Origin of the sequence: Luteimonas qiangzhengi (assembly GCF_039548515.1) — a bacterium.
GTDB lineage: Bacteria > Pseudomonadota > Gammaproteobacteria > Xanthomonadales > Xanthomonadaceae > Luteimonas.
Genome location: NZ_JBCLVE010000019.1, coordinates 1 through 16,159, shown reverse-complemented (window position 1 = coordinate 16,159; position 16,159 = coordinate 1). Strand labels below are relative to the sequence as shown.

The following is a 16,159-nucleotide window of genomic DNA, read 5'->3' as shown; positions in this document are numbered from 1 at the left end:
GTCTCAGCCTGTATGGGTTGAAGGGCGTGACGCGGAGTCCGCGCTGAACTCGCCCGTTGGATCGTCGATCACCGGCCGCGTCCGGCGCGTGCGCCGATACTCGCCGAACATATTGCCGTGGCCAAGGACCTGCCGCACAACGTGCGAAGTGATCAGCCGCAGGTCGTGCCAAAGCCTGAAGTGGCTCTTGCGGAACTCGTGCTCGGCGTCCGCATAGCGGGTGTCCACCGGCAGCGCCACCACGCCCAGCCCCAGCCGGCGGGCGGAGGAAATCAACATCTGCGCCTCGAACACAAACCCTTCGCCAGGCACGTCCTGCATCGCGCAGGCGGCGGCCGGATACAGGCGCTGGCCGCTCTGCGTATCGACCACGCGCAAGCCACACGCCCAGCTGATGCCCCAGTCGCCAAAGTCATTGCCGATCCGTCGGTACCAGGGCTGGCATCCGCGCTTGCGCAGCCGCGCGCCGACGATCACGCAGCCGGGATGGCGGTTGAGTGCATCAATCATGCGCGGCAGATCATCGGCCGAATGCTGGCCATCGCCGTCCATCGTCGCCACCGCCCTCGCGCCCTGGCGCAGCGCTTCGGCAAACCCGTCGCGCAGGCTCGCACCCTTGCCCATCCGCCGGGGGTGGCGCAACACGGTAACGGGCAGATCGGCGATCAGGTCCGAGGTGCCATCGTCGGAACCGTCATCAACCACGATCACCCGCGCGCAGTGCGCCAGTGCATCCTCGACCACCTCGCGGATCCGCAGCGACTCGTTGAGCGCCGGGATCACCACTGCAACGTCTTCGGCGCGCAGCCCGGGGCCGGTGTCAGCCATGTGCCAGCTCCACCCGCAGTATCCGTCCCGGGCCCGCCTGCAGCAGCGCCAGGTCGCCGCCGCCAGCCAGGGCGTCGAACAGCGGCAGCATCGGGGCCATGGCGTTGCCCGCGGCAAGCGTGGCCAGTGGGCCTTCGGCAAATTCAGGCGTGCCTTCGATGAAGCTGGCGCGCAGGCGGGTGCCACCGGCGCCGTCCGAGAGCACCAGCGCCCCGCCAAGCAGGCCTTCGCTGGGTGCCATGGTGCCCAGCGGGCCGGTCGCGCCAATGTCATAGGCGGTCAGCAGCACCGCTTCGTCACCCGTGGCCAGCTGCACCAGCGCCTCCAGCAGTCCCTGGGCGAAGGTCGCCGGACCGGCGCTGATCGCGGTGGCAGCGGCCATGCAGCCGACGCCGATGGTCCAGTAGCCGGCGGCGGCGTTGTGCACCGAGTTGTGGAAGCGGATGGGTGAGATCGCGCGAGGATCATCGGCCAGGGTGGTGGCCATGTAATCGGTGATTGCCAGGTCGCCGTGGGTGGAGGCGAACACCGATGGGAGGGTTTTGGGGTCGCGCCCGGCGTCCTGGCAGGCGGCCAGCGCCACTTCCAGCGCGACCGTCACGGTGGCCGGCGCGCGCCGGCGCTCGTTGGCGGCCAGCAGCTGGGGTGAGGGCTTGCGCGGCGCGTCCTCCACCTGCGATCCGCCGCCGGCAAATTCCCGTGCGGCCTGCCACGAGGGCAATCCGCCGGTCCAGAAGCCGATGCCGTCGATCCTCGCCTCCAGCCCCGTCATTGCGCCACCGCCTTGCCGAACACCAGCGAGCAGTTGTTGCCGCCAAAGCCGAAAGAATTGTTCATTGCGTAGCTGATGTCGCCGCGCGCGTTGTCCAACTGCAGCTGCGGGCCGCACGCCGGGTCCAGCGCCTTGCTGTTGAGGGTGCCGGGCAGCAGTCCATCTTCCAGCGCGATCAGCGCGAACACCGACTCCACGATGCCCGCCGCGCCCAGCGTGTGCCCGGTCCAGCCCTTGGTGGAACTGGCGTGCAGGCCCGCACCGAACATCGACGCCACGGCCTTCGCCTCGATCGTGTCGTTGGCCGGCGTCGCGGTGCCGTGCAGGTTGAGATAGCCGACCTGGTCGGCCTGGATGCCCGCGCGCTGCAGCGCGTCGGTCATGGCCATCCGCGCGCCGAGGCCTTCGGGATGCGGCGCCGACATGTGGTGGGCGTCGCTGGATTCTCCGTAGCCGCGCAGCTGCAGCCCGGTCTCGTCCGGTTCGCAGCGCTCCAGCAGCGCATAGCCGCCAGCTTCGCCCAGTGACAGCCCGTCGCGCGCGGGGTCGAACGGCCGCGCCGGCTGCGCCGACACCAGTCCCAGCGAGTTGAAGCCGAACAGCACGCTGCCGCACAGGGTGTCGATGCCGCCCACCAGTGCCGCATCGGCCAGTCCCGAATGGATCAATCTTGCGGCCTGGGCGAACACCTTGGCGCTCGAGGAGCAGGCCGTGGCCACGGTCATGCACGGCCCACGCAGCCCGGTCGCCTCCTGCACGAACCCGCCCAGCGAATGCGGGGTGTGTACACGGGGGCGCGCCAGATCAGCGGGGAAGGTGCCGTCGTCAAGCCGGGCATAGGCCTCTTCGGTGGCGCCAATACTGGAAGTGGAGGTGCCCAGCACCAGGGCCACGCGCTCCGCGCCATGACGGTCGACGGCCGCGGTCACGGCTTCCAGCATTCCGTCCTGCTGCAGGGCCAGCCAGGCCAGGCGGTTGTTGCGGCATTCCCAAGCACCAAAGCGGGCAGGCAGCGGTTCGTCTTCAACGCCGCTGACGCGGCCGATCCAGGTGTCCAGCGGTTCGGGTCCGAAATCGTTGCGGCGCAGGCCGCTGCGGCGCTCGTCCAGCGCCTGTGCCTGTGCGGCACGTCCGCGCCCAAGCGCGGTGGTGGCGGTATAGGCGCGGATCGCCAGCGCCGGAATCGGTAAGAGCATCGGGCGCGCAGGCCTCCTTGTTCACTGGCCGCGAGTATAGGCGGCAGCAGCCAGGCGCCGGTGACGCCCTGTTCACAACGGCGTGATCACAACGGGGTGATCACATCACAAGGTTGCGGTCACAGCGTGCGGATTGTGTCGCCGCCCGCCTTGTCCAGCCCGTCCTGTGCAGCGTCGCGTTGATTGGCATTGAAGGCGTGTACCACCACCGCCGAACGCCCTTCGGCCAAGGCCTCCCGCACCTTCTCGATATACGGGTCATGGTCGGGCCGCAGCGACACCAGGCCGCCCGCCATCAGGCCGAATACCCCGCCGTAGCCGATGATGAGCGCGGCCGCAAAGCGCGGCGAGGCGGTCACCAGTTCCAGGCCGCTTGCGTACAGCAGCGCGAATACCAGCACGCCCAGCACCAGTCCGGCCACCCCCAGCTTGGCGTGCGCGGTGATGATCGTGCGGAAGATGCCACGCCCTTCCGGCTCCATCTTGCGGCCGGGATGACGGTCGTGGCGGGTGATCACCTGCACTTGTGACTGGCGCAGACGGAGCGCGTCGCGCAACTGGCGTGCACAGCTCCGTGCGTTGCTTTCGCTGTCGAAGATGGCTGCGACCTTGCTGTCGGAAACCTCCCCGGTAAGCGGCGACAGGGCATTCATAGGTTGGGACCGCGTTGTGGATACGGGCTCCATCCTCGCGCCGCCGCCATCAAAGGGCCGTGATGCGCGGGAGGGGTTGTTTGCACCCCGGTCAGCCCCGCCATCACCCCTTCCATGCACAGCTGAATTCCGCTTGAAGCGCTGGCGGAAATCGGCGTGCAGAGGGCGTGAACATTTGCCTCATCTTCAGGCGCCCCCCGTTACTACTGCGCCCCGGGTCAAGACAACAACAACCGGAACCAGACCACCCGGAACCAGACCAAATGGAGCAACCCCGATGAAAAAACTTCTTATTCCCGCTGCGATTGCAGCTTTCGCACTCTCCCCGGCCGCCTTCGCCCAGACCGCTGCTGGTGCAGGCGGAGATACCTATCGCCCCGACCTGCAGACCGGTGACGGCCACTGGTTCGTGGCCGGTAACGTCGGTCGCACCGATGCCAGCACCGGGTCGCGCTTTGGCTCCGGCGATTTCGACTTTCAAAGTCGCGATGGCAGCAAGACCGGCTACGGGCTGACGGCCGGCTACCGCTGGAAAGTCTCACCGATGTGGGGCGTGGGTATCGAGGGTGGCTATTCCGACCTTGGCAACCTGCGGGTACGCAATGCGTTCCGCGATGACTCGGTTGACCAGACCGACGCCACCAATGCCCTGCGCGGCTGGCAGCTGGGCGCCAATGCGCGCGTCAATATCAATCCGGCCTGGTACGTGGGCATGCGCGGTGGCTACTTCCGCGCCTCCGACAACAACATGCGCTACTACAACCGGGTCGGCGAAGATCTGGGCTGGGACAGCGGCCGGCGCGACGGCCGCAACAGCTGGTACGCAGGCGTAGGCACCGGCTGGAACGTCACCGACCAGTTCAGCCTGGGCGTGCACTACGACTACTTCCGGGCCAAGGCCGGTGAAGTGCGCGTTCCGGATACCAACTTGCGGTTCGATGGTCCCAAGCGCTCCACCGCACTGCTCAGCCTGACTGGCGAATACACGTTCTGATCGACAGGCTCGTGTGAACGACAGCCGGCCCAAGGCCGGCTCGGGCCGCGCCCTCCCTGCTCCGTGCGGGGAGGGCGCGATTCATCTGGTGGACTCTCAGCGGATCCAGCCGCGCAGCTCGTCGCGGCTGAGCAGCCCGTCGCCATCCACGTCCACGCCGTTGAATTCCTGCCGCAGGGTGGGGTGCTCGCTTGCTTCGTGGAGGCTGATGAAGCCATCGCCGTCCGCATCGAGCGCTTCGAAATCGATGCTGTAATCACTTGAGAGCAGCGTGGTCGGCTCGAACGAGCGGATGATCACCTGCTGGCCGCCCGCCTCACCGAAAGTAACCATCCCCGTCTGGCGCTCCGCGCGGTCCGGCCGCGTAGCCGGTTCGTCGGGCACCGGCAACGGCGCAGTCTGCACCTGCGCGAGTGCCAAGGCCGGCACTGCCAGGGCAAGAAAAAGGAGCGATCCGGATAGCTTCATGACCTGATGTCCAGCTTGGAATTGGGTCAAGACTACCGCCCCCGCTGCCCACATGAAATTTGCACCGCCGCTGTCGCGTGCACGCCCGCCCATGCTTGCCTCCCCGCTTCTGTCCGCACCGGCGCTGTTTGTAGGAGCGCGCCATGCGCGCGAAGCCGCGTGACGTTTGTCGTGATCCTGTTGGCTCGTCGGCGACTATGTCCCAGGATCCGCCCGGACCGGCCGGCGGGGAGAGCCCCGCCGGCCTCGCAGACTATGTGGCGGCAGGACGCTTGCGGGAGTGCGTCATTCACGCGGCTTCGCGCGTATGACGCGCTCCTACAGCGAGCCCTGGGCGAGGGTTTCCTCTATTGCGGTGAAGGCGGAGGTGCTGCCGGGTGCGGCTTCGGTCATGCCGGTGGCGTAGTAGACAACGCCGGTGCCGCCTTCCATGTCCACCCACAGCCCGGACAGCAGCCCGTAGGCGTTGCCCGCATGACCAACGCGCCGCACGCCGTCGCCGAATGGATCGTCGCGGCAACCCTCATGCGAGGTGGCCAGGGTCTGGGTGGACAGCCCGTAGCTGCAGTAGAAGCCTTCCTGCGCATGCCCGCCCGCGTCGGGTTCAACGGTGTTGCCGCCTGCCGACGCCAGTGACCACTGCGGCTGCAGCATGATCTGCACCGACGCTTCGCTGAGCAGGCGCACGCCGTCCACGCTGCCGCGTCCCAGCAGCAGCCGTCCGATCTTCGCCAGGTCCGTGGCAGAAATACGCATGCCGCCCTGCGGCCCGAACAGCGCGCCGTTGGCGCCCGCGCGCCACAGGTCCAGATCACAGCTGCCGTCGCTGGCGCGGTTGACCGGACACGCCGGACGCCCGCCCTGGTTGTTGTCGGCGCTGGGCGTGCGGTCGCCGCGGTACTGCACCACCGCGTTGGCCACGGTGTCGTCATCGCAGGCGGCCCAGCCATAGCAGCCGGCCAGGTCGAGCGGATCGAACACCAGCCGCTTCATCAACAGGTCGAAGCGCTCCCCGGTGGCGTTCTCCATGAGCGCCGCGACCAGCGGGAAATTGAGGTTGGTGTACTGGAACCAGGTGCCGGGCGCGTGCTCGTCGTTCCAGGCGCGCGGGTCATCGAGCAGGTCCTTGAACTGGCCATCCAGCGGGGTCTGCCAGTAGCCCGCATCGTCGGTCAGGCTGCTGGTGTGGGACAGCAGGTGGCGCAGGCTGATCGGCGTATCCGGGAACCGCGGGTGGCGCAGCTGCCAGCCCAGTCCGTCCGACACGTCCGCGTCCAGATCCAGCAGACCTTCTTCCACCAGCTGCATCACGCCGATCGCGACCACCAGCTTGGAGATCGAGGCCATGCGCGTGGGCGAGTCGGCAGTGACTTCGCGGCCGCTGGCCACATCGGCCAGGCCCTGGGCATGGGATGCGGTGATCCCGTCCTGGTCGAAGGCGACCCGCACGGCGGCCACCGGTTCAGTGGATGCGGCGGGCGCGTCGTCGGCGACAAAGGCAGGTCCACAGGCACACAGCAGCGTGGCCAGCAGGGCACCGCCTGCAGTCTTGCGGGAAATCAGGGTGTTCAACATGTGCATCCGGCGTTTGCGTTCAGGTAGCCGGAGCCTAGAACATTTCAGCTTGGACTGGGCATGACGAAGGCTGGGGCGGGCCGCTTCCGCGCTTGAAGACCACGTGCCCCGACGCCATCCCTTGCTGACAGCCATTGCGGAGAACCCCATGCAGACCATTCTTGTCACCGGTGCCAATCGCGGCATCGGCCTGGCCCTTGTGCAGCGCTATCGCGAGCGCGGTGAGCGCGTGATTGCAGTCTGCCGCACCAGCAGCGAAGCGCTTGAGGCCACCGGCGCCCGCATCGAGGCCAATGTGGACGTGTCCGACGACGCGGCGGTGGCTTCGCTGGCCCAGCGACTGGCGGGCGAACAGCTGGACGTGGTGGTGCTCAACGCCGGCATCCTCACCCGGCAGTCGTATGGTGAAATCGACGCGGCCGGCTTTCAGGCCATGCGCGACCAGTTTGAAGTCAATGCGCTCGGGCCGTTGCGGGTGCTGCAGGCGCTCGATGCGAATCTGGCGAAGGGCAGCAAGGTCGGCATCATCACCAGCCGCATGGGTTCGATGGGCGACAACGGTTCGGGAGGGCGCTACGGCTATCGCGCGTCGAAGGCGGCGGTCAACGCGATTGGCCGGTCGCTGGCGGTGGACCTGAAGGAGCGCGGCATCGCCGTGCAGCTGCTGCATCCGGGCTTTGTGGCCACCGAGATGGTGGGCGGGCGCGGTGAGGTGTCACCGGAGCACGCCGCCGCGCAGCTGGTCGAGCGCCTGGATGCGCTGGATTTGGAATCCACCGGCACGTTCATGCACGCCAACGGCAGCGAGCTGCCCTGGTAGCGCACGACCCCGCCCGGACGGAAACGATCCCGCCCCTGTAGGAGCGCGCCATGCGCGCGAAGCCGCGTGAATCCACTTCCCGGCAGATAGCCGCCAATACCAGGGACCGGTGGAGCCATTCCCGGTCAGGACTGTCGGCGCCATGGACGGCGCCGGCAAGCGTACATGGACGTATTCACAGCGGGTCCTGACCGGGAATGGCTCCACCGGTCAGCCCGCGTGGCCCCGGAAACAACTTCCCGACGACGCATCGGAATCACAACCAACGTCACGCGGCTTCGCGCGCATGGCGCGCTCCTACAGAGGGGTGGCCGGCCCGGGGGCGTGGCCGAGGGGCGGGTGGTTATGCGGTCATGCCGCTGTGGCGCAGGAGGGGTTCGATTTCCGGCTCGCGGCCGCGGAAGGCTTTGAAGTTCTCCAGTGCCGGGCGGCTGCCGCCGCGGGCCAGGATCTCGCGGCGGAAGCGCGCGCCGGTGTCGGCCAATGCGTCAGGCGCCTCTTCAAACGCCGCATAGGCGTCCGCGCTCAGCACCTCGGCCCACTTGTAGCTGTAGTAGCCGGCCGCGTAGCCGCCGGCGAAGATGTGGCCGAACTGGTGCGGGAAGCGGTGCCATGACGGCGGCCGGATCACCGCCACCTCGTCGCGCACCTGCTCCAGCAGGGCCAGCACCTGTGCGGCGTCGGTGCCGGCTTCGGCCCCGCTGTGCAGCAGCATGTCGAACAGCGCGAACTCCAGCTGGCGCACGGTCTGCATGCCGCTGTGATAGTTCTTCGCCGCCAGCATGCGATCAAACAGTTCGCGCGGCAGCGGCTCGCCGGTGTCCACGTGCGCGCTCATCGCCCGCACCCGCGGCCATTCCCAGCAGAAGTTCTCCATGAACTGGCTGGGCAGCTCCACCGCGTCCCATTCCACCCCGTTGATGCCGGCCACCGGCAGCTCGCCGACTTCGGTCAGCAGCTGGTGCAGGCCGTGGCCCATTTCGTGGAACAGGGTCACCACTTCGTCGTGGCTGAGCGTGGCCGGCTTGCCGTCCATGCCCTTGCCGAAGTTGCACACCAGGTACACCACCGGGGTCTGGTCACCGCCCGCAAGGCGGCGGCGGTTGCGACAGTCGTTCATCCACGCGCCGCCGCGCTTGCCGCTGCGCGCATAGGGATCCAGGTAGAACTGGCCCACCAGCCTGCCGTCGCCATCCACCAGGCGGTACAGGCGCACGTCTTCGTGCCAGGTCGGCGCCCGGTCGGGCTCCACGCGCAGGCCGTACAGGTCTTGGATCAGCCCGAACAGCCCGTCCAGCACCTTGGGTTCGGTGAAGTACTGCTTTACCTCCAGCGCCGAGTAGGCGTAGCGCGCCTGGCGCAGCTTCTCGCTGGCCCAGGCCAGGTCCCAGGGCTGCACGGTGTCCAGGCCCAGCTCGTCGCGGGCGAATTCTTCCAGCTCGGCGCGATCGCGGCGAGCGTGGGGCAGAGCCTTGCCGGCCAGTTCGCGCAGGAAGCCGAGCACGTCATCGGGCGCGTCGGCCATCTTGGTGGCCAGCGATACCTCGGCGTAATTGGCAAAGCCGAGCAGCCTGGCCATCTCCGTGCGCAGCGCCACGGTGCGCTCGATCAGGTCGGAGTTGTCCAGCTCCGCCGGGCCGGCTTCGGAGGCGCGCACCCCATAGCTGCGATACAGGGTTTCGCGCAGCTCGCGGTTGTCCGCATAGGTCTGCACCGGCAGGTAGCAGGGCATGTGCAGGGTCAGCTTCCAACCCTTGCGCCCGTCCTCGGCCGCGGCGGCGCGACAGGCATCCAGCACATCCGCCGGCACGCCGGCCAGCTCGGCTTCGTCCTCGACGTACAGGGCGAAGTCGTCAGTGGCATCCAGCAGGTTCTCCGAGAACCGCGCCCCAGCTGCGGCCAGATCCTCCTGCAGCTGGGCGAAGCGCGCGCGCTGGTCTTCTTCCAGCTCGGCGCCGCCCAGGCGGAAGTCGCGCAGCGCATTTTCCACTGCGGTCCTGCGTGCCTGGTCGAAGCCGGCGAACTCCGGCGACTGGGCCAGCGTGCGGTACTGGGCGTACAGCGCCTGGTCCTGCGCCAGCGCGCTGAAAAAGCGGGTCACCCGCGGCAGGGCGGCGTTGTAGGCCTCGCGCAGCTCGGGCGTGTTCACCACCGCCTGCAGGTGGCCCACCACGCCCCAGGCGCGGCCAAGCCGCTCGGTGGCATCTTCCAGCGGCGTGATGAATCCCTCCCAGGTCACCGGCGCCACCGTGCGGCCGTGCGTCACCGCCGCCTCGGCTTCGGCCAGCAGCGCGTCCATGGCCGGGGCCACGTGCGCAGGCGTGATCGCGTCGAAACGGGGCAGGCCGGAAAAGTCGAGCAGGGGATTGGTCATGGGGGGCACCGATGGGGGAAACAGACCCGTCATTCTAACGGCGCCGCTCTGACCGCCCCCGACCGCCCCGGACCGGTGCCAGCCGGCAGGACCAAAGGCTGGCCCGCTTTTATGGATCTCATGCGATCATCGATTCCAGTCCCACCAGCCAGATCCCTGCCGGGCCGCCGGAAGTCGAAACCATGTCCACCGAGGTGCCACAGGCCATCGCCGAGCCGGGTGTCGAGAAAGCCGTGCCGCATCAGCGCTTTGGCCTGTTCCACGCGCTGCCGCCGCTGGGGTGGGCGCTGCTGGTGCTGCTGGCGGGGCTGGTGTTGACCGGGGCGATCGCCCTGCACGAGTGGCGCGATGCCCAGGTGCGCGCGCAGGCCATGCACGCCTCGCTGGCCGATGCCGCGCGGGGCCGCGTGCGCGAGCCGCTGGAAGGGGCCGCCGTCGCCCTGCGCGCCATGCAGACCGTGTTTCTTGCCCAGGGCGAAATGAGCCAGGCCGCTTTCAACCAGTACCAGGAAAACCTGCGTGCGGTCGGCAACGTGCCCGGCTACCTGGTGACTGCGTTCGCGCGGCGGATCGAGCCGTCCGACGGCACGGCGCACCATTACCGCTACGAACTGCTCTCGCCAGTGACGGGCAACGAGGCGCTGCTGGGGTTCGACCCGGCCACCCAGCCGGGCAACCTGGCCACCCTGGCGTTGGCGCGTGACAGTGACCTGCTGTCGATGTCGGCGCCATTGCAGCTGATCCAGATGGAAGACGCCGGACTGGCCGGCCGTGGTATCACCCTGCGCCTGCCGGTGTATTCGCGCGGTCCCGAGCCGGTGACCGTCGAGGAGCGGCGCGAGCGCGAGATCGGCGCGCTGGCGATCAGTCTGCAGCTGGATACGCTGGTGCGCACCGGCCTGCAGGGACGCATTCTCGAGTTCATGCACGTGGCCATCCATGACCCCGACGCGGTCGGGGACGGCCGGGTGTTCGTATCCGGGCCGGCGCCGCAGCACGATGTGCCGGCGCTGGTGCGCCAGCTGGAGTTCGGTGGGCGCCGCTGGGAGCTGCACCTGCGTCCGTACGCGGCCCACGCCGGATTCCAGAAGTCGGTGTCCATCCTCGCCATCGGCTCGCTGATCAGCACGCTGCTGTCGCTGCTGCTGTGGTCGATCGCCTCCACCCATCGCCACGCGCTTGCCCTTGGCCAGCGCATGAGCGCGCGCTTTGCCGAGAGCGAGGCGCGCTTCCGTGCCCTCAACGAACTGCTGCCGGCGCTGGTACTGCTGGCTGACGGGCCGGGCAACATCACCTACGCCAACCAGTTTGCGCGCAAACGCCTGGGCGAGGTGGTCGGGCGTCCGCTGGCATCGGTATTCGCCGACGACGCGTTGGGCAGCGAGCTGGCCAGGGACACGCAGGGCCAGTCCGGATGGGAAGACCGCGAAGCCGAGCTGTCGGCGCCGGGGGGCGGGTTCTGGGCGTCGGTGTCACTGGCTCCCGTGGTGGTGGATGGCCAGCGCCACCGACTGCTGGCCGCCAGCGATATCAGCGAACAGCGCGAACTGGCCGCACGGCTGGGCTACCAGGCCAGCCACGACGCGTTGACCGAACTGTGGAACCGGCGCGAGTTCGAGCGCTGCCTGGCGCGCGCGCTGGAGCGCCAGCGTGTCGATCCCGAGAGCGGCCGCTTCGCCCTGCTGTATTTCGATCTCGACCAGTTCAAGGTCATCAACGATCTGTCCGGCCACCGGGCCGGTGACCAGCTGCTGGTGGAGCTGGTGATGACCCTCAGCCGCGAGCTGCGCGACGGCGACCTGATCGCGCGCCTGGGCGGCGACGAATTCGGGCTGCTTGCCTACGGCGTGGGCGAGGCCGAGGCCATGGTGCTGGCCGAGCGCCTGCGCCGCAGCATCGACAGCGTGCGCTTCATCTGGAAAGGCCGCACCCATTCGGTCAGCGCCAGCATCGGCGTGGTGGTGCTGGACCGCCCCGGGGCGACGCTGCAGGACGCCATGACCTGGGCCGACAGCGCCTGCTACCTGGCCAAGGAAAACGGTCGCAACCGCGTGCACCTGTACCGCGAGGACGATGAAACCACCCGCCGCCACGGTGAGATGGAGTGGGTGCACCGGCTGGCCAGCGCGCTGGAAGAGGACCGGCTGGTGCTTGACTACCAGGAGGTGGTGCCGCTCAGTCCCGAGGCCGCGGAAGGTCCGTATATCGAGCTGCTGCTGCGCCTGCGGGAGAAGGACGGGCAGCTGGTGCCCCCGGGCACCTTCCTGCCGGCCGCCGAGCGCTACGGGCTGATGCCGGCCGTCGACCGCTGGGTGATCCGCACGGCGCTGGCCAACTTCAACCGTCTGCATCCTGCGGGCGCGGGCCTGGAAACCTGCGCGATCAACCTGTCCGGCGCCACGGTGGATGACGAGGGCATCGCCGATTTCATCCTCGGCTGCCTGGACGAATACGGGGTGCCGGCCGATGCGGTGTGCCTGGAAATCACCGAAACCGTGGCCGTGCGCAGCCTGCTGAAAGTGGCCCGGGTGATCGAGCGCCTGCGCGCGGCCGGGTGTCGGATCGCGCTGGATGATTTCGGCGCCGGCATGTCGTCGTTCGGCTATCTGAAGAACCTGCCGGTGGACGTGATCAAGATCGATGGCAGCTTCATCCGCGAGGTCGACAAGGACCCCATGAGCCGCACCATCGTCAGCGCGATCGTGCAGATCGGCCACCAGCGCGGCCTGAAGGTGGTGGCCGAATGGGTCGATGACGAGGCCATCCGTGAAGTGTTGTGGATGCTGGGGGTGGATTACGGTCAGGGGTTCGTGCTGAGCATGCCGGAGCGGGTGCTGTTTCAACGGGATTGACCAGCGGGATTGACGGTTTCACCGGCCGTTTGCAGCACATTGCACACAATGTCGTCTTCCCCCGCACCTCAGGAGTCGTGACATGCACAGCTCAATCCTCCGTACCACCATCCTCGCCGCCGCTCTGGTATTTGCCGGCGCCGCCTGCGCAGGTGATCCCGGCCAGGGCGGCCAGGGCGGCATGAGCGAGAACGAAGTGCGCGACGCGCTGACCAACGCCGGCTACACCGATATCGATGACCTGGATCGCGACGATGGCCTGTGGGAAGCCGATGCCCGCAATGCGGACGGTCGCCGGATCGATGTGCGGGTGGATCCGCGCACCGGCACCGTCTATCCCGACACCGCCCAGACTTCGCTGACCGAAGACGAGGTGCGCGCCAGTCTCTCGGCCGCCGGCTACGAGCGCATCCGCGACGTGCGTTTCGACGACGGCATGTGGGAGGCCGATGCCCACCATGAGGGCGTCGAATACGACCTGTACATGGATCCGGCCACGGCCGAGGTCGTGAGCCGGAAGCGCGATTGAGCCGGGCCGGCGGCGAATCGGAGGCGTCCAGCGACCTGTTCGCGGACGCCTTCTCCCGACTGCGCGCCACCGCGGAGCGCATCGGCACCCACGCCGATGTGCTGACCGTGCTGAGCCGCCCGAAGGAGACACTGTCGGCCAACGTGCTGCTGCGTCGTGACGATGGCAGCCTGGCCGGCTACGAGGCCTGGCGCTGCCGCTATTCCGACCTGCTGGGGCCAACCAAGGGCGGCCTGCGTTTCCATCCGGCCAGCAACCAGCGCGAAGTCATGGCGCTGGCACTGTGGATGACGCTCAAATGCGCGGTGGTCGATATTCCGCTGGGCGGCGGCAAGGGCGCGGTGTGCGTTGACCCGAAGGACCTGTCCGATACCGAGCGCCAGCGCTTGGCCGAAGCCTGGGTGCAGGCCTTCGCCGGCATGATTGGTCCGGAGCGCGACATCCCCGCGCCAGATGTGGCCACCGACGCCCGCACCATGGCCTGGATGACCGCGGAATACGGGCGACTGCGCGGCCAGCCCGAGCCGGCGGCATTCACCGGCAAGCCGCTGGCCTTGGGCGGAATTCACGGCCGCGAAGAAGCGACCGGGCGCGGCGGCTGGCTGGTGCTCGAAGCCCTGGCCGAGCGGCTGCAGCTGACGCCGGGCAAGACCCGGGTGATGATGTCCGGCTTCGGCAATGTGGGTCGGGCCATGGCCCGGTTCCTGGAGAACGCCGGCTACCGCATCGTCGGGGTGGGTGATTCCGGCGGCGCAGTGATCTGCCAGGACGGACTGGACGTGGATGCGCTGTGCAATACCAAGCGCTCCCAAGGCACCGTGGCCGCGCTGGAGGGCGAAGGCGTGAAGCAGACCCGGGACCCGGATGCCCTGCTGTGCGGCGACTGCGACCTGCTGGTGCTGGCCGCCATGCAGGGCCAGATCCACGCCGGCAACGCGGCGCAAGTGCAGGCCAAGGCGATCATCGAGCTGGCCAACGGCCCGATCACCTCGGACGCCGACGCGATCCTCGACGACCGCGGCGTGCAGGTGGTGCCCGATATCCTCGCCAACGCCGGCGGCGTTACTGTGTCGTGGTTCGAATGGCGACAGAACCGTCAGCGGGGCAGCTGGAGCGCCAAGCGCGTGGATGACACGCTGGCCGAGATCATGCGCGGTGCCGCGGAGCGTGTGGCGCAGACCGCCGCCGAGCTCGACTGCAGCCTGCGTGAAGCGGCCTGTGCCGTCGCCCTGCGGCGGCTGGAAGCGGCACTCCTGGCGCAGGCCAGCCGCTGAGCATGCCCGCCGTTGCCCTGGTCTGGTTCCGCAACGACCTGCGGCTGCGGGATCATCCCGCGCTGCAGGCCGCCCTGCGGGCCGGTCTGCAACCCATGCCGGTGTACATCCACGCCCCCCACGAAGAAGGGGCGTGGGCACCCGGTGCCGCGTCCAACGCTTGGCGGCACCGCGCGCTGGCGCTGCTGGATGCGGACCTGCGCGCCATCGGTTCGCGCCTGCACGTGTTTGCCGGCGACAGTCTCGCCACCCTGCAGGCGGTCGCGCGACATACCGACGCACAGGCCGTGTACTGGAACCGCCGCCACGAGCCGGCCGTCGATGCACGCGATGATGCCGTTCGCCGCGCGCTGTTATCCAACGGCGTGCGCGCCGAGGCGTGGAATGGCTCGCTGTTTTTCGAACCCTGGCAGCTGGCCACCCGGGCCGGCGATCCGTTCCGGGTGTTCACTCCGTTCTGGAAGGCCGCGCTGGCCGCCTGGAAAACGCTGATGCTGAGTCCGGCGCCCGAGCAGCTGCCCGCGTTCCAACCCGTCCCCGGAGAAACCACCCTCGATGCCCTCGGCCTGCAGCCGGCCCCGCGATGGGATGCCGGCTTCTGGGACAGTTGGACCCCGGGTGAGGAGGGTGCCAACGCGGCGGTGCGCGCTTTCATGGAAGAGGGCCTGCATGCCTACCCGGAAGGCCGTGATCGGCCGGACCGGCAGCTCACTTCGATGCTGTCGCCGCACCTGCATTTCGGCCACATCACCCCGTGGCGGGTGATCGACATGCTGGGCGACAAGGCACCCGCCCAGCGCGCTGCCTTCGTGCGCGAGCTGGGCTGGCGCGAGTTCGGCCAGCACGTGCTGCACCACTTCCCGCACACGCCGGCAGACAACTTCAACCGCCGCTTCGATGACTTCCAGTGGCGCGATCCTGACCCCGGCGAACTCGAGGCCTGGCAGCAGGGACGCACTGGCGTGCCGATCGTGGATGCCGGCATGCGCCAGCTGTGGGCCACCGGCTGGATGCACAACCGGGTGCGCATGATCGTGGCCAGCTTCCTGACCAAGAACCTGCGCCTGCACTGGCAGCACGGGGCGCGCTGGTTCTGGGACACGCTGGTGGATGCCGATCTGGCCAACAACACCCTGGGCTGGCAGTGGTCGGCCGGTACCGGAGTGGATGCGGCGCCGTATTTCCGCGTGTTCAATCCGGTGCTGCAGGCGCAGCGCTTTGATCCTCAGGGGGACTACATTGCGCGTTGGGTGCCCGAGCTGCGTGCGCTGCCGCCGGCGCTGCGGCATGCACCCTGGGAAGCGCGGCCCATCGAGCGTGCGGGCCTGGGCGGTTATCCCGCCCAGCCAATGGTGGATCTCGCCGAGAGCCGGCGCGCGGCGCTGGATGCGTTCGCCCAGCTCAAGGCGCGCCCGCGGGCGACTTGAGAAAAGTTCTTCTCTCAACTTCGGGTGTGTTTCTTTGCTTTACCTCGCTGTGACCTGACGGGCCCCGCCGCGGCCGGCAGGCCTTTGCGCTTCATGTCCCCCGGCCTCCAAAAAGCCGGAGGCCTCCTCCTTTACTTACGCGCAAAGGCCTCCCGGCCACGTCGGGGCTCGGCTCCGGGAGGATTGTGTGCCCGAGCCCGGTTTGCGGTTCGAACCCGGGGTTTTTGTAGGAGCGCGCCAGGCGCGCGAAGCCGCGTGAATCCTGGGAGCCGGGGGGGGGGGGGGGGGGGGGGGGGGGGGGGGGGGGGGGGGGGGGGGGGGGGGGGGGGGGGGGGGGGGGGGGGGGGGGGGGGGGGGGGGGGGGGGGGGGGGGGGGGGGGGGGGGGGGGGGGGGGGG

At 68.7% G+C, this 16,159-nt stretch carries 13 protein-coding genes; 6 read left to right on the top strand and 7 right to left on the bottom strand.

The genetic code is table 11. The features are described from left to right. Positions 1 to 3 precede the first annotated feature (3 nt). The 4 genes from WCE59_RS13455 to WCE59_RS13440 all read right to left on the bottom strand — a co-directional run bounded on the left by WCE59_RS13455 (position 4) and on the right by WCE59_RS13440 (position 3,449). Positions 4 to 828, bottom strand: a complete 825-nt coding sequence (locus tag WCE59_RS13455; protein WP_343259285.1) for a glycosyltransferase family 2 protein — start codon at positions 826 to 828, stop codon at positions 4 to 6. Beyond that, positions 821 to 1,600 (bottom strand): beta-ketoacyl synthase chain length factor, encoded by a 780-nt coding sequence (locus WCE59_RS13450; RefSeq protein WP_343259284.1) that lies wholly within the window; start codon positions 1,598 to 1,600, stop codon positions 821 to 823. Before WCE59_RS13450 ends, WCE59_RS13455 begins: the two co-directional genes overlap by 8 nt. Then, positions 1,597 to 2,796 (bottom strand): beta-ketoacyl-[acyl-carrier-protein] synthase family protein, encoded by a 1,200-nt coding sequence (locus WCE59_RS13445; protein ID WP_449284176.1) that lies wholly within the window; start codon positions 2,794 to 2,796, stop codon positions 1,597 to 1,599. Before WCE59_RS13445 ends, WCE59_RS13450 begins: the two co-directional genes overlap by 4 nt. Positions 2,797 to 2,915: 119 nt before the next feature. Next, positions 2,916 to 3,449: a hypothetical protein gene (locus tag WCE59_RS13440; RefSeq protein WP_343259283.1), complete on the bottom strand. Its 534-nt coding sequence runs from the start codon at positions 3,447 to 3,449 to the stop codon at positions 2,916 to 2,918. A gap of 277 nt (positions 3,450 to 3,726) precedes the next feature. On the opposite strand from WCE59_RS13440, the gene WCE59_RS13435 reads away from it, so the two are divergent. Next, positions 3,727 to 4,443 (top strand): outer membrane protein, encoded by a 717-nt coding sequence (locus WCE59_RS13435; protein ID WP_343259282.1) that lies wholly within the window; start codon positions 3,727 to 3,729, stop codon positions 4,441 to 4,443. A gap of 96 nt (positions 4,444 to 4,539) precedes the next feature. Here WCE59_RS13435 and WCE59_RS13430 read toward each other — a convergent pair whose 3' ends face one another. Then, positions 4,540 to 4,911 (bottom strand): hypothetical protein, encoded by a 372-nt coding sequence (locus WCE59_RS13430; protein ID WP_343259281.1) that lies wholly within the window; start codon positions 4,909 to 4,911, stop codon positions 4,540 to 4,542. A 318-nt stretch (positions 4,912 to 5,229) separates the two neighbouring features. After that, the gene (locus tag WCE59_RS13425; RefSeq protein WP_343259280.1) at positions 5,230 to 6,486 is read right to left on the bottom strand and encodes a serine hydrolase domain-containing protein; all 1,257 of its coding nucleotides are present in this window, start codon (positions 6,484 to 6,486) and stop codon (positions 5,230 to 5,232) included. A 148-nt stretch (positions 6,487 to 6,634) separates the two neighbouring features. On the opposite strand from WCE59_RS13425, the gene WCE59_RS13420 reads away from it, so the two are divergent. After that, on the top strand, positions 6,635 to 7,306 hold the full coding sequence (locus tag WCE59_RS13420) for an SDR family oxidoreductase (protein ID WP_343259279.1): 672 nt from the start codon (positions 6,635 to 6,637) through the stop codon (positions 7,304 to 7,306). 343 nt (positions 7,307 to 7,649) lie between these two features. Here the strand turns inward: WCE59_RS13420 and WCE59_RS13415 are convergent, their stop codons facing one another. Continuing rightward, the gene (locus WCE59_RS13415) at positions 7,650 to 9,680 is read right to left on the bottom strand and encodes a M3 family metallopeptidase (protein WP_343259278.1); all 2,031 of its coding nucleotides are present in this window, start codon (positions 9,678 to 9,680) and stop codon (positions 7,650 to 7,652) included. Between the two features lie 182 nt (positions 9,681 to 9,862). On the opposite strand from WCE59_RS13415, the gene WCE59_RS13410 reads away from it, so the two are divergent. From WCE59_RS13410 to WCE59_RS13395, 4 genes are all read left to right on the top strand, one after another. Beyond that, on the top strand, positions 9,863 to 12,532 hold the full coding sequence (locus WCE59_RS13410) for a bifunctional diguanylate cyclase/phosphodiesterase (RefSeq protein ID WP_343259277.1): 2,670 nt from the start codon (positions 9,863 to 9,865) through the stop codon (positions 12,530 to 12,532). An 82-nt stretch (positions 12,533 to 12,614) separates the two neighbouring features. Continuing rightward, a complete protein-coding gene (locus tag WCE59_RS13405) occupies positions 12,615 to 13,061 on the top strand; it encodes a PepSY domain-containing protein (RefSeq protein WP_343259276.1) in 447 nt (148 codons plus the stop codon). Beyond that, positions 13,058 to 14,335, top strand: coding sequence for a Glu/Leu/Phe/Val family dehydrogenase (locus WCE59_RS13400; RefSeq protein ID WP_343259275.1), 1,278 nt, complete (start codon positions 13,058 to 13,060; stop codon positions 14,333 to 14,335). The genes WCE59_RS13405 and WCE59_RS13400 overlap by 4 nt, the downstream gene beginning before the upstream one ends. 2 nt (positions 14,336 to 14,337) lie before the next feature. After that, entirely contained in the window at positions 14,338 to 15,762 is a 1,425-nt protein-coding gene (locus tag WCE59_RS13395) for a cryptochrome/photolyase family protein (protein ID WP_343259274.1), read from the top strand. Positions 15,763 to 16,159 lie beyond the last annotated feature (397 nt).

Excerpts from the sequence above, each read along its gene's own strand:
- WCE59_RS13455 (WP_343259285.1), bottom strand. The coding sequence starts at position 828 with ATGGCTGACACCGGCCCCGGGCTGCGCGCCGAAGACGTTGCAGTGGTG.
- WCE59_RS13450 (WP_343259284.1), bottom strand. The coding sequence starts at position 1,600 with ATGACGGGGCTGGAGGCGAGGATCGACGGCATCGGCTTCTGGACCGGC.
- WCE59_RS13445 (WP_449284176.1), bottom strand. The coding sequence starts at position 2,796 with ATGCTCTTACCGATTCCGGCGCTGGCGATCCGCGCCTATACCGCCACC.
- WCE59_RS13440 (WP_343259283.1), bottom strand. The coding sequence starts at position 3,449 with ATGAATGCCCTGTCGCCGCTTACCGGGGAGGTTTCCGACAGCAAGGTC.
- WCE59_RS13435 (WP_343259282.1), top strand. The coding sequence starts at position 3,727 with ATGAAAAAACTTCTTATTCCCGCTGCGATTGCAGCTTTCGCACTCTCC.
- WCE59_RS13430 (WP_343259281.1), bottom strand. The coding sequence starts at position 4,911 with ATGAAGCTATCCGGATCGCTCCTTTTTCTTGCCCTGGCAGTGCCGGCC.
- WCE59_RS13425 (WP_343259280.1), bottom strand. The coding sequence starts at position 6,486 with ATGTTGAACACCCTGATTTCCCGCAAGACTGCAGGCGGTGCCCTGCTG.
- WCE59_RS13420 (WP_343259279.1), top strand. The coding sequence starts at position 6,635 with ATGCAGACCATTCTTGTCACCGGTGCCAATCGCGGCATCGGCCTGGCC.
- WCE59_RS13415 (WP_343259278.1), bottom strand. The coding sequence starts at position 9,680 with ATGACCAATCCCCTGCTCGACTTTTCCGGCCTGCCCCGTTTCGACGCG.
- WCE59_RS13410 (WP_343259277.1), top strand. The coding sequence starts at position 9,863 with ATGTCCACCGAGGTGCCACAGGCCATCGCCGAGCCGGGTGTCGAGAAA.
- WCE59_RS13405 (WP_343259276.1), top strand. The coding sequence starts at position 12,615 with ATGCACAGCTCAATCCTCCGTACCACCATCCTCGCCGCCGCTCTGGTA.
- WCE59_RS13395 (WP_343259274.1), top strand. The coding sequence starts at position 14,338 with ATGCCCGCCGTTGCCCTGGTCTGGTTCCGCAACGACCTGCGGCTGCGG.